At 63.2% G+C, this 12424-nt stretch carries 9 protein-coding genes and 1 pseudogene; 7 read left to right on the top strand and 3 right to left on the bottom strand.

All coding sequences use genetic code 11. From position 1 onward, the window contains the following. Nucleotides 1-172: 172 nt before the first annotated feature. Complete coding sequence (locus QMY55_RS10825) at nucleotides 173-1009, bottom strand: alpha/beta hydrolase (RefSeq protein WP_283488592.1); 837 nt, start codon at nucleotides 1007-1009, stop codon at nucleotides 173-175. 176 nt (nucleotides 1010-1185) lie between these two features. Here QMY55_RS10825 and QMY55_RS10820 point away from each other — a divergent pair, with 176 nt between their 5' ends. Next, nucleotides 1186-2112: a LysR family transcriptional regulator gene (locus QMY55_RS10820; protein ID WP_283488591.1), complete on the top strand. Its 927-nt coding sequence runs from the start codon at nucleotides 1186-1188 to the stop codon at nucleotides 2110-2112. Between the two features lie 38 nt (nucleotides 2113-2150). Here the strand turns inward: QMY55_RS10820 and hrpA are convergent, their stop codons facing one another. After that, a complete protein-coding gene (gene hrpA, locus QMY55_RS10815) occupies nucleotides 2151-6206 on the bottom strand; it encodes an ATP-dependent RNA helicase HrpA (protein ID WP_283488589.1) in 4056 nt (1351 codons plus the stop codon). 157 nt (nucleotides 6207-6363) lie between these two features. Here hrpA and QMY55_RS10810 point away from each other — a divergent pair, with 157 nt between their 5' ends. From QMY55_RS10810 to QMY55_RS10790, 6 genes and pseudogenes are all read left to right on the top strand, one after another. After that, nucleotides 6364-7533, top strand: coding sequence for a metallophosphoesterase (locus QMY55_RS10810; RefSeq protein ID WP_283488588.1), 1170 nt, complete (start codon nucleotides 6364-6366; stop codon nucleotides 7531-7533). Between the two features lie 391 nt (nucleotides 7534-7924). After that, a pseudogene (locus QMY55_RS24840) lies at nucleotides 7925-8110 on the top strand (double zinc ribbon domain-containing protein); the annotation flags it as partial. A 240-nt stretch (nucleotides 8111-8350) separates the two neighbouring features. Next, entirely contained in the window at nucleotides 8351-8968 is a 618-nt protein-coding gene (locus tag QMY55_RS10805; protein ID WP_283488587.1) for a hypothetical protein, read from the top strand. 17 nt (nucleotides 8969-8985) lie between these two features. After that, complete coding sequence (locus QMY55_RS10800; RefSeq protein ID WP_283488586.1) at nucleotides 8986-9681, top strand: hypothetical protein; 696 nt, start codon at nucleotides 8986-8988, stop codon at nucleotides 9679-9681. 89 nt (nucleotides 9682-9770) lie between these two features. Next, nucleotides 9771-11474: a zinc-ribbon domain-containing protein gene (locus QMY55_RS10795; RefSeq protein ID WP_283488585.1), complete on the top strand. Its 1704-nt coding sequence runs from the start codon at nucleotides 9771-9773 to the stop codon at nucleotides 11472-11474. 107 nt (nucleotides 11475-11581) lie between these two features. Continuing rightward, nucleotides 11582-12142, top strand: a complete 561-nt coding sequence (locus QMY55_RS10790) for an SMI1/KNR4 family protein (RefSeq protein WP_283488584.1) — start codon at nucleotides 11582-11584, stop codon at nucleotides 12140-12142. 23 nt (nucleotides 12143-12165) lie between these two features. Here QMY55_RS10790 and QMY55_RS10785 read toward each other — a convergent pair whose 3' ends face one another. Then, on the bottom strand, nucleotides 12166-12408 hold the full coding sequence (locus QMY55_RS10785; RefSeq protein ID WP_283488583.1) for a class III extradiol ring-cleavage dioxygenase family protein: 243 nt from the start codon (nucleotides 12406-12408) through the stop codon (nucleotides 12166-12168). Nucleotides 12409-12424: the final 16 nt, after the last annotated feature.

The raw sequence follows: 12424 nt of genomic DNA, 5'->3' as shown, positions 1-12424 counted from the left end.
CTTTGGTTCAAGGGTTGAAAGCGGTAGCGGCTCTTTCGGCGGCAGGCAAGACTCATCCCTTCCAGCGCTCAGGCCAGGAATCGAATGAGAAAGAGAAGAAAAAGGCGCAGCCGTACTGCGTCCGGCCCAGCAGGCCGGATCAGGTCAGCGGTATCAGCAGGGAAAGATCAGCTCAGAGCCGACATCGGGTGGTTTCGAAAAACTGGCGCAGCTGCTCCTGCAACTGCGCGGCGCAAGGGCAGGACTCGGGCGGCTGCTCCAGCAGTGCCTGCGGCCATTCCCCCGCTTCTGCAAACACATGGCGAAACACGCTCAGGCCGGCAGCTTCCAGCCGCGCGCCATAGTTCAGTGCCTCATCCCGCATGGGGTCGGCCTCGCCGACCAGAATCAGCGTCGGCGGCAGTCCCGCCAGGCGGCGGGCCCGCGCCGGCACCGCATAGGGGTGCTCCGCATCATGCGGCTCGCCCAGGTACTGGCACCAGCCCGAAGCCCATTTGCATTCGACGGACTCGCCCTGGGCGGCACGCTGCGAAGGCGTTGCCGAGCAAGGGTCCAGCATGGGAGAGATCAGAATCTGCCCGGCCAGCGGCGGCTGCTGCTGATCGCGGGCCATCATGCAGACGCCGGCCGCCAGATTGGCGCCTGCCTCTTCACCGGCCAGATAGAGCGGAGCGCCCTTTCCGGCCAGCTTGGTACGTTGCTTGTAGGCCCACAGCAGCACCTCGTAGCCCAGCTCCAGCGGACGCGGAAACGGATGCTCGGGTGCCAGCGGATAGGCCAGCGACACCACACAGGCCCCGGCCGCCGCCAACGAGCTGCCGACGGTGCAGCCGTTGTCCAGATCTCCGGCCACAAAGGCGCCGCCATGGAAATGCAGCACCAGCGGGACGACTTCGCCGCGCCGCTTGCCGCCATATATGCGCACATGGGCCTGCACACCATCGGCCACGGAAATCGTGGTGTCGGTATGAGGAATCGGCTGCAATGCGGTGGCTTTGGTGTTTGACATGGATTTTCCGGACAGGACCGGGTGATGGAACAGAAATGTAGCAACAGCACTTGACGGCATAAACCCCGCAAACGCGGCCACACTGTTTCCAATTCTCGAACAATGACGGTGTGAGCTGTGTGTGAGAATCCCGCATCCTCGGCGAGTCCGGGTTTTCGCGAGGACAAGGAGATCCCATGGATCAGATACAGGCCATGCGTATTTTCGCGCGGGTCGTGGAAGCCGGCACTTTCACGCGTGCAGCCGATTCGCTGCAAATGCCAAAAGCCAGTGTGACCAAGAACGTTCAGGCTCTGGAAGAGCGCCTGCGCGTGAAGCTGCTCAACCGCACCACGCGCCGCGTCACCGTGACCGCCGATGGTGCGGCCTATTACGACCGTGCGGTGCGCCTGCTCACCGACTTCGACGATCTCGAGGCCAGCGTCAGCCAGGCCCGCACCACGCCGCGCGGGCGCCTGCGCGTGGATGTGGGAACCACCGTGGCGCGTCTGCTCATCATTCCCCATCTGAGCGAATTCCAGTCCCGCTACCCCGAGATACAGATCGATCTGGGCGTGAGCGACCGCACCGTGGACCTGATCAGCGACAACGTGGACTGCGTAATCCGCGGCGGCGAGCTGGCCGACCAGTCCCTGGTGGCGCGCCGCATCGGCAATCTGGAATTCATCACCGTTGCCGCACCCGAATATCTGCAGCGCCACGGCGTGCCACAGCACCCGCGCGATCTGGAGTCCGGCCATCGCAACGTGATCTATTTCTCCCCGGTCTCGGCGCGGCGCTATCCGCTGGAATTCCACAAGGGCGGCGAAGTGATAGAGATCGCCAGTCCTGCACATCTTGGTGTCAACGAAGGCAATGCCTATATCAGCGCCATCCTTGCCGGCCAGGGCATAGGACAGCTCAGCCGCTTCCAGATTCACAAGTACCTGGAAAGCGGCCAGCTGCAGCGGGTGCTGGAGGACTGGAAACACCCTTTGCTGCCGATCTATGTGGTCTATCCGCCCAACTCCCACCTCAGCGCCAAGGTGCGCGCCTTTGTGGACTGGGTGGTGGAGCTGTTTTCGCGCAATCCGCTGCTGCAGGGCGAAAGCCGGCTCGCCTAGTCAGGCAGAGCCCCATTCGTCAGGCCGTCAGGCCGGCATCACTGCTGCAGCTGCGCCCAAACCTTGTCCAGCCGCTTGGCGCTGACCGGATACGGCGTGCGCAGCTCCTGGGCAAAAAAGCTCACGCGCAGCTCCTCCAGCATCCAGCGGTACTCCTGCATTCGGGCATCGACCTGCCCCTTGCGCTCGGCCACCAGCCGCCAGTAGCGCTGCTCCAGCGGCAGCAGCTCCTTGAGCTTGGCGGCATCGCGCGCCGGGTCGGCCCGGTACTTGTCCAGACGCGAGCTAATGGCCTTGAGGTAGCGCGCGTAATGACCGAGCTGCGCCCAGGGGGCCACGGCGATGAAGTTCTTGGGCATCAGCTTTTGCAGCTGCTCGCCCGCGTCCTTGGTGGCCTCGGGCGCGTTCTTGGTGTCCTTGATCTTGCGCGCGGCTGCCGCGTACTCGGCAAGGATGGTGGCCGACATGCGTGCCACCTCGTTGGCAATCAGCGTAAGGCGCCCACGGCCGTCCTGCACGCGCTGCTTGAAGTCGGCCTCGTTGCTAGGCAGCGGCTCCTGCAAAAAGGCGCGGTCTATGGCCACATCGATGATCTGGCCGCGCAGCTCCTCCTGCGTGCCCAGCGGCATATAGGCCACGGCCATCTTCTGCAGATCGGGAATATTCTTTTCCAGATACTTGAGCGCATCGCGAATCTGCAGCGCGAACAGCCGGCGCAGACCCACGCGGTGCTTGGCGGCAGCCGCTTCGGGCTCGTCGAAGACCTCGATACCGACGGCGTCGCCATGGTCGATCAGGGCCGGAAAGCCGATCAGCGTGCTGCCGCCCTTCTTGATTTCCATAAGCTCGGGCAGCTCGCCAAAGCTCCAGTCCTTGTAGCGAGCATCATGCGACTGGGCCGGCTTGCCCCCCGCAGCCTTATCATTTTTAGGAGCTGCTTGCGCTTGTCTATTATCATTTTCAGATTCTTTTGACTCTGAAATGCTTGTATCACTTGCGCCAGCAGCTACCTTTAATGAAGCAAGTGCCTGAAAAGCGCCGCGAGCCTTGGCGCCCCACTCGGCCTTGAGCGCGCCCAGATTGCGGCCCTGACCCAGCTGGCGGCCATGCTCGTCGGTGATGCGGAAGTTCATGAACAGATGCGGGCTCAGCATGTCCAGCTTGAAGTCTGCGCGCTTCACATCCAGCGAGGTCTCGTCGCGAACCTGCTTGAGCAAGGCGTCGATCAGCCCCCCCTGGGCCCAGCGCTCGCTCTCGGTGAACAGCTCGGCCAGCCTCGCCGCGCTCTCGGGCAGCGGCACAAAACGGCTGCGCGGGCGCTGGGGCAGGCTCTTGAGCAACGCCTGGATCTTGTCCTTGAGCATGCCCGGCACCAGCCACTCGGCGCGCTCCTCAGACACCTGGTTGAGCACGAACAGCGGCACGGTGACCGTGATACCGTCGCGCGCGTCGCCGGGGCTGTGCAGATAGCTGGCGCTGCAATCGGCACCGCCCAGCTTCACGGTCTTGGGGAATTTGTCCGTGGTGATGCCTGCGGCCTCGTGCCGCATCAGCTCGTCCCTGGACAGGCGCAGCAGCTCGGGCTGGTTCCTGCTCTCGGCGCGGAACCACTTGTCGAAGGTCGCGCCGCTGTACACATCCTTGGGCAGATGCTGGTCGTAGAAGGCAAAGATCAGTTCGTCATCGACCAGCACGTCCTGGCGGCGGCTCTTGTGCTCCAGCTCCTCGACCTTGCGCATGAGCTTGAGGTTGGCGGGCAGGAAATGCCACTTCGTTTCCCACTCGCCCTCCACCAGGGCCTGGCGGATGAAGAGATTGCGCGCCTCGTGCGGATCGACGCGGCCGTAGCTGACGCGGCGGCCGTTGTAGACCACCAGACCGTAGAGCGTGGCGCGCTCGAGCGCCACCACATCGGCCTGCTTCTTGCTCCAGTGCGGATCCAGCAGTTGCTTCTTGAGCAGATGCCCGCCCACCTCCTCCAGCCACTGCGGCTCTATGGCTGCAATGCCGCGGCCGTACAGGCGCGAGGTCTCGACCTGCTCGGCCGCCACGATCCAGCGGCCGGGCTTCTTGCTCAGGTGGGCGCCGGGGTGCGGATGGAACTTGATGCCGTGCGCGCCCAGATAGCTCTCGCTTTCCTCTGCACGATAGCCAATATTGCCGAGCAGGCCCGACAGCATGGACAGGTGCACGGCCTCATAGCCCGCCGCCTCGTTGTTGAGCAGCCATTTCTGCTCCTTGACCACGGTCAGCAGCTGAGAGTGAATGTCGCGCCACTCACGCACGCGGCGGATATTGATGAAGTTCTGGCGCAACAACTGCTCCCACTGGCGGTTGCTGATCTTGTGCGTGGCCTCGTCGGCATGTTGGGCCTGATCGGCAGGGTTGAACAGCGCCAGCCGCTCCTCCACCGTGCCTTCGACCTGCGCGCCGCTGGCACGCTGACTGACGGGCAGGAAGGCCTGGTTGCGCGCATTGGGCCTGGCGGCCGGCGCGTGCTGGACCGCCATCTCCTTGCGGCTCTTGGCCACGACCTTGCCGCCGCGCGCATCCGACAGCCACTTCCACAAACGCAAATAGCCGCTGAATTCGCTTTTCTCGTCGTCGAACTTGGCATGAGCCTGGTCGGCCTGCTGCTGCGCTTCCATGGGCCGGTCGCGCACGTCCTGCACGCTCAGAGCCGAGGCGATGATCAGCACCTCGGACAAGGCGCGGCGCTCGCGCGCCTCCAAAATCATGCGGCCCACGCGCGGGTCCAGCGGCAGGCGTGACAGCTCCTTGCCCATGGGCAGCAAATGGCCGTGATCGTCCACCGCACCCAGCTCGGCCAATAGCTGATAGCCGTCGGCAATGGCGCGGCCCGAGGGGGCTTCGAGGAAGGGGAAATGCACCACATCGCCCAGACCCAGCGACTTCATGCGCAGGATCACGCCGGCCAGCGAGGAGCGCAGGATTTCGGGGTCAGTGAAGCGGTCGCGGCTGACAAAGCTCTCTTCGTCATACAGGCGAATGCAGATACCGTTGGCCACACGGCCGCAACGGCCCGCGCGCTGGTTGGCCGCGGCCTGCGAGATCGGCTCGACCAGCAGCTGCTCCACCTTGCTTCGGAAGGAGTAACGCTTCACACGCGCCGTACCGGCGTCGATCACATAGCGAATGCCCGGAACCGTGAGCGAGGTTTCGGCCACATTGGTGGCCAGCACGATGCGCCGGCCCGTATGGCCGTCAAAAATGCGGTCCTGCTCGGCCTGCGATAGGCGCGAGAACAGCGGCAACACCTCGGCATTGCGCAGCACGGGAGAGTGCTGCAAATGCTTGCGCAGATGGTCGGCGGCTTCGCGAATCTCGCGCTCGCCGGGCAGGAAGATCAGGATATCGCCGCCCTTGCCGCCGGCCCAGAGTTCGTCCACGCCATCGGCAATGGCGTCGTTCAGATCCTTGTCCTTTTCACCCTCGAACGGGCGATAGCGCATCTCCACCGGATAGGTACGACCCGAGACCATGATCACGGGCGCAGGACCGTTCTTCGATTCGAAGTGCTTGGCAAAGCGGTCCGCATCGATGGTCGCCGACGTGACCACCACCTTCAGATCGGGGCGCTTGGGCAGGATCTGCTTGAGATAGCCGAGCAGAAAGTCGATGTTCAGGCTGCGCTCGTGCGCCTCGTCGATGATCAGCGTGTCATAGGCCTTGAGCAGCGGATCGGTCTGGGTCTCGGCCAGCAGGATGCCGTCGGTCATCAGCTTGACGGAGGCGTTCTTCTGCAGCGTGTCCTGAAAACGCACCTTGTAGCCCACCACTTCGCCCAGAGGGGTGTTCAGCTCCTCGGCAATGCGCTTGGCCACCGAGCTGGCAGCAATGCGGCGCGGCTGGGTGTGGCCGATCAGATGGCCGCGCACCTGGCCGTTGGCGTCGGGCGCGGCATTGAGCCTGCCCCGGCCCAGCGCCAGAGCGATCTTGGGCAGTTGCGTGGTCTTGCCCGAGCCGGTCTCGCCACAGACGATGATGACCTGATGGCGATCCATGGCCTCCATGATTTCCTGGCGACGGCTGGATACGGGGAGCGACTCGGGGAAGTTGATCTGCAAAGGCATAAGGGCTGGGATTATCCCAGCCCTTGGCAGGCTCTGCGCCGAGCAGGTTGATCTCAGAACCTGTTCACGATCCAAAGCTCGCTCGCGAGTCACAAGGGCTTGCTATGCTCTGGCGCCTTCCGCTTTCGAATTTCTGCTTTTCTGCGCCTGTTCTCCCATGGTTGTGTCTGCCACGCTGTTCATCCCCTTACTCGCTCTTTGGCTATGGTGGCCCTGCCGTCTGAGCCGGCTCACCCGCATCGTTCTGGTGCTGCTGACAGCGCTTGTCGGCATTTTTCCGGCTCTGCTGCTCAAGGCTGCACAGACCGGTGTGCTGGCCTACACCACCATCGCCCCGCTGCAGGTGCCCGGAGGCTGGGTGCTGGCCACCTTGCTCATGCTGCTGGTATTGGTTCTGCTGCGCGACGGTGTCTGGCTGGCCGGCAAGCTGCTGGGCAAGCCCCGCTGGAGCGGCGCGGCCCATGGCGCGGCGCCTACGCTGGCGGCTCTGGTTCTGACCTCTGCCCTGTCTGGCCTGGGCGTATACAACGCCCTGCAACCGCCGCGGGTCAAGGAAGTGCATGTACCTCTGTCACAGTTGCCCCAGGGGCTTGAAGGGCTGCGCATTGCCGTGTTGGCCGACATCCATGCCAGCCCTGTCAACGATGCGCTTTATGTGCAGACCATCGTGGACCGCACCCTGGCCGCCAAGCCAGATCTCATCGTGCTGCCGGGTGATCTGGTGGACGGCGACATAGCCAGCGGCCGTCAGAATATTGCGCCACTGGCTCAGTTGCATGCGCGTTATGGCGTCTGGGTTGCACCGGGCAATCACGAGTATTACAGCGGCTACGACAGCTGGATGGCCGAGTTTCAGCGGCTGGGTTTGAATCTGCTGGAAAACCGCATGCAGCTGATCGAGGTGGACGGAGCGAAGCTGGCCCTGTCCGGCATCGGTGATCCCGTCTATGGCCGCACCTCTCCCTATAACCGCAAACCGGGCGTACCCGAAGGCATCGCCCCCGATGTGGCGGCCGTCGCCAAACAGGCCACGGTGGCCAAGGCCGACTTTCATGTGCTGCTGGCCCATCAGCCCAAGTTCGCGCGGGACAACGCAGATTACGGCGTTGATCTGCAAATCTCAGGTCACACCCACGGAGGCCTGATCCGTGGCATGGACAGGTTGCTGGTGGCGCCGGTGAACAACGGCTTTGTGCGTGGCAGTTATGAGGTGGACAAGATGCGCCTTATCGTCAGCTCGGGCGCAGGCCTGTGGGCCGGTTTTGCCGTGAGGCTGGGCATCTCGCCACATATCGAAGTGCTGACACTGCAACGGCAGGCCCAATAATCACCCAGGCTGCAGTTTCAAAGTGAAACAGCCGAAGATGAATATGAATTGCTTTCGCCCATACTCTTTGTTGTTTCCTTCTGAAAAATACAGGACCGATGAGGCCCCGTTCGGCCTGACCATGGTCCAGGGAAAAACTCTCAAATCTCCAGAAAAATCATCGCCTTGTGGATATGACGGTCAGCCCACGGCCACGATATCCGCGCAAAACGGCACTCATGCGCAGTGTTCCCCTTGCCGATGAGTCTGCTGTGCGGCCATTTGCTGACAATCTGATGCGGCGGCAATCTCCACCGTCCGGCAATGCACCATTAAGATGCAGCTCAGAATGGGACGGTTCTTTCGTTGAGGCCCGCTCATCGCCCGCAACATCATTTAACTATTGCAGACAATGAACTGTTCTCAATGCGGCAACGCACTGGCTGCGAATGCCAAATTCTGTAATCGCTGTGGCACCCGACAAACACCGCCCACCACCACTTCTGATCTGAGTGCCGCAGCCGCCACAGTAACGACTGCTGCCGAAAAAAACTGTCCCTTGTGCCAGGCCGTCTGCAAGCCCCTGGCCAAGTTCTGCCCCAGGTGCGGCAATTCCTTTCCAGCGAACGCCAACGCCCCATCAGCCGCATCCGCTGAGGCTTCTACCTCAAATGCGCCTTCAAGCACCCCGGCTGCGCTTTCAGATTCGGCGCTGGCAGATTCGGCACCAGCCATTGCTGGATTGGGGGCCGCTGCGACGGCTGCGTCTCAACCGGTACCGAAGATGCCGGCATCATTGACCAGCACAAGCAGCACCGAGCCGCCACGCATAGAACCCATGACGGCGGAGCCTCTGCGCCCGGCGCCCGCATTGCCCTCCGACCACGCCGGCTACCCGCCACCTCCGCCGCCATTCCTGCGCGATATTCGCGCCACTCACAACGCACCAGCAATGCCGCAGGAGCCCGCCAGGCACAACCAGTCCTGGATCAAGTGGCTGGTTCTGGTGCTGATATTGATCGCCATTGGCGCAGGCGTGCTGCTGGCCAGGAATATGGGGGCCTTCCCCGGCATGGGCGGCAGCGCAAGCCAGACGCCCTCTTCTTCTGCCGCGCCCGTCGACAAGAACGCTATCTCCGCAGAGGACAAGGCCAAGGCCGATGCCCTCGTGGGTCCTCAGGGCGCAGGAAATGCGCCGCTTCCTGCCAACGACCCATCCGTGGTCACCATCGACCCGCCTGCGGACAATGTGGATGTCGCTGCGCCTCCCGCAGCACAGCCCACGATCAGCTCACCGGCGCCAACCCCGGCCATTCCCGAAGTGATCGTCAGCCCTGCCGGCCCCTCGCCCGACACGGCAGTTGCACCCAACCCCGCTCCGGCAAGACCCGCCAAGCCCCAATCACGCCCCGCCGTGCGCAGCGGCTCTCCCACGCTGGACGACCTGCTGGACTGATCTGAATGAGAAAAGCCATGAAAACCCACAGAATCGCCCGCTGGGCACAGCTGACCGCGGCAAGCTGCGCCGCAGCCCTGATCAGCGGCTGCGCCACGATGGAAGAAGCCTCCACCTCCTTCAGCTGCATGCTCTCGCGCGTAACCAGCTCGCCCGATCCACGCTGCGGCGGCCCTGTCACCACGGGTGGAGCCAGAACGCCAGCCGGGTCGGCCGCCGGCAGCCAGAACGAACGCTTTGCCCGCCTGCAAGCCGCGCTGGATCAGGAAACAGCCCATGCTGCCGAGCTGCAGAAGCAAGCTGTTCAAGCCATGCAGAAGCTGCCCGTGCGTCAGCGCTCCGTGGCAGGGCCTCTGCGCACCCGGCCCGTACCCATCACCGATGGACAAAGCGGTGTGACCAGCCAGTTGCAGGCCTTCTCCTCTCTCAGCGTGGACATGCCGCTGGCAGCCAAGGGTCGCGGTGAGTACACCCGTGCCATGGACTCCTTGAAGGACCTTGCCAACGAACTGGCCGACAATCGCGGCTCCTCGACCATTCTGGTAGAGCAAGCCGACGCCGATGTGAGCGCGGGCCGCGTCAACACCAGCTCCGGCACCACGCAGACCAAGAACGGCAAGCCCGTGAACGTGCGCAAGAAAGTGGACAGCGGCCTGCCCGTGGGCATCGAGCGCTACACCATCGAAGCGGGAGAGATTCGCGGCAAGCTCTGAACCAGGATCCTTCGGGCAGCCTGCGCGCCAGGCGGGACTCGCACCGCCCCGACTCGAAAAACATCAACCACCCTAGAACAGGACGGTACATGAAAGAAGTTCAATCACTGGGAGATATCCGCTTCGGCACGCTGGCCCGCGCCGCCGAAGGCCTGACGCAATGGCGGCCGCTGCTGCTGGCTTTTCTGACCTTGCTGCTCACGGGCGTGGTCATCACTCTCGGCCAATGGCTGGCGCTCAATGTGGCAGGCATTCTGGCCCTGGTCATGATGCTGCTGGCATTTGTCGTACTCATGGGCGGTTTTTCCGGCGTCGGCATCATGCTCATGGACAAGGCCAAGGAGCAGCCCGTGCGCTCCTTTGCGGCGGCGGCATCGGCTGGCCTGCTGTGCCTGCCCAAGTTTCTGCTCATTGGTCTAGCCATGATGGCGGCATTCATCGTCTACATGCTGCTGGCCTCAGTCATCTACTTCATCGGCAAGATTCCCTTCATCGGCGGCCTCATTGCCTTCATCGCCCACCCCGTTCTGGTGCTGGTGTTTGCTGCTGCACTGGTGGCCCTGATCTGGGTCATCGGCCCGCTGATGGCGCCCGCGCTGTGGAGCGGCATGCCCGTCAAGGCAGCGATGGGCAATGTGATTGCCATCGCCCGCAAGCGCCTCATCGAGGTGGTCCTCATGGAGGTGGTGCTCTACATCATCCTGTCGCTGATCGGCGTGATGCTGTTTGCGGGATTGGTGCCGGCCAGCTTTTCGCTGACCGCCCTCGGAGCCTCCATCATGGGAGACTCCAACGCCATGATGGCGATGGCCGCCTCAGGCATGGGTGGACGCGGCGTCAGCCCGCTGGGCATGTTGTACGCCGGCGGCAACACCTGGGGCCTGATGGCAGGCCTGGGCGTGCTGTATTGCGTGGTGGGTGCACTGGTGACCCAGGTGGGCATCATGGGCATGAACCTCATCTACCTACAGGCGCGCGGCAACCTCGACCACTCCGAGGCTGAAGATGTGCTCGACGATTTCATGGGCGATGTACGCAAGAAAGCCACCGAGGCCAAGGAGCGTGCCCGCCAGGCGGCCCAGGACCTGTCTGCCAAGAGGACAGTCGATGATTCCGCAGCCCCTCCACCTGTTGCCTCATCGGCAGCTGAACCGGCTTCCTACAACAGCGCTGAAGCCCATCAGCCCACGGTTTATGGCGCCGCTGCGGCAGCTGCAGCAGGAATCGCTGCAAGCAACGCGGGTGCCTCACCAGCCGCCCCCATGGATGCCGCTCAAGGCGAATCGATGGCGCGCGAGCAAGCCATGGCCGCCGAACGTGCCCGCGTCGCCGCAGAAGCAGAAGCCGCCCGCTTGCGCGCCGCTGCAGAAGCTGAAGCAGTAGCACGAGCCCGTGCAGAAGAACAAGCCGCAGCACAACGTGCCGCAGAGCAGCAGGTACAAGCCCAGGCAGCCGCCGAGCAGGCCCACCTGCGAGAACAAGCTGAAGCCGCAGAGCGCGCTGCCCGTGAACAGGCACTGGCTGCCGAACAGGCCGCCCGCGAGCGGGCAGAGGCTCAGGCCGCAGCGCAGCGCTTGCGCGAACAGGCTGAAGCCGAGGCCCGCCAGCAAGAGCAAGTCCGGCTGCAAGCCGAGCGCGAGATAGCTGAACGAGAAGCCGCACGCCTCAAAGCTCAGGCCGAAGCCGAGGAAAAAGCCCGTCAGGCTGCTGTTTCACCAAGCTGCCCCAACTGCCACGCGCATGTGTCGGCAGACGATGTGTTCTGCGGTGAATGCGGCCACAAGCTCAAGTAAAAAGCATAGCTGCCTACGCAAAACTGGCAAGGGTAACCGGCATATTCAATGCGGAAACCCTTGCTCCCATACCCGCTTCAGGCGGGTACTTTTTCTTGAGAAACTGCATGACCTCCGAGCAATACCTGCAACACCTCCAGGCCGTGTATGCCGAATATCACCTGCCGTTTGAGCGCAAGCGATCTGCCACCGAGGCCGATCTGGCTGAGCTGACTATGGCCCTGGGCCCACTGGACCCGGCACTGGCTGCGCTGTGGCGCATGACCGAGGGCAGCAACGGTGAACAACCCATGTTTCAGCGCCCCGGCTTTGTGGATGCACTGGAATTTCTGACACCCAGGCAGGCCCTGGCTCAGGCTCGCAGCATGGCAAAGCGCGCCCAGCGCATGTGGGATCTGGCCGGACCGGCCAGCACCGACAAGCGACTTACCGGCCACTGGTGGCATGCAGGCTGGCTGCCTTTTGCCAGCTTCTATGGCGACATCGTGCTGCTGGTCGACAGACATCCCGGCGCCGAAGGGACTGCGGGGCAGGTCATTGCCTATGTGCACGACCCCGACGAGATACAGTGGATCGCGCCCAGCTTTGAAGCCTATCTGCAGGCAGCAGCAGACAGCATCGACCAGGATCGCGAAGAATTTCTGCTTGGCCTGCTGGACCAGGATTGACTCATGCAGCTCTCACAACATGCTCAGCCCAGGCGCCAGCTGGACACCGAGGCCGAGTCCATGAAGACCTCTTCGTAAAACACCCGGCTGGCCCGCTCTTTCTCGGCAGAGCCCACCACCACCATCAGCGGCAGCAGATGCTCCTTGCGTAGGTCGGCGATGCGCGCCGCCGGGACCAGATCCCAGTTGCACAATCGCTGGTTGCGCTTTTGCGGCTCCGCTTGCATGGTCCCGGTCAGCCAGTCATCAAAACGTTTGGAGGGCAAAGGAAACACCCTCAAC

It is taken from the genome of Comamonas resistens (genome assembly GCF_030064165.1).
GTDB classification, from domain to species: Bacteria; Pseudomonadota; Gammaproteobacteria; order Burkholderiales; family Burkholderiaceae_C; genus Comamonas; species Comamonas resistens.
This window is presented reverse-complemented; position numbering and strand designations above follow the sequence as displayed.

Excerpts from the sequence above, each read along its gene's own strand:
- QMY55_RS10805 (WP_283488587.1), top strand. The coding sequence starts at position 8,351 with ATGACGGCGGAGCCTCTGCGCCCGGCGCCCGCATTGCCCTCCGACCAC.
- QMY55_RS10795 (WP_283488585.1), top strand. The coding sequence starts at position 9,771 with ATGAAAGAAGTTCAATCACTGGGAGATATCCGCTTCGGCACGCTGGCC.
- QMY55_RS10790 (WP_283488584.1), top strand. The coding sequence starts at position 11,582 with ATGACCTCCGAGCAATACCTGCAACACCTCCAGGCCGTGTATGCCGAA.
- QMY55_RS10800 (WP_283488586.1), top strand. The coding sequence starts at position 8,986 with ATGAAAACCCACAGAATCGCCCGCTGGGCACAGCTGACCGCGGCAAGC.
- hrpA (WP_283488589.1), bottom strand. The coding sequence starts at position 6,206 with ATGCCTTTGCAGATCAACTTCCCCGAGTCGCTCCCCGTATCCAGCCGT.
- QMY55_RS10825 (WP_283488592.1), bottom strand. The coding sequence starts at position 1,009 with ATGTCAAACACCAAAGCCACCGCATTGCAGCCGATTCCTCATACCGAC.
- QMY55_RS10820 (WP_283488591.1), top strand. The coding sequence starts at position 1,186 with ATGGATCAGATACAGGCCATGCGTATTTTCGCGCGGGTCGTGGAAGCC.
- QMY55_RS10810 (WP_283488588.1), top strand. The coding sequence starts at position 6,364 with ATGGTTGTGTCTGCCACGCTGTTCATCCCCTTACTCGCTCTTTGGCTA.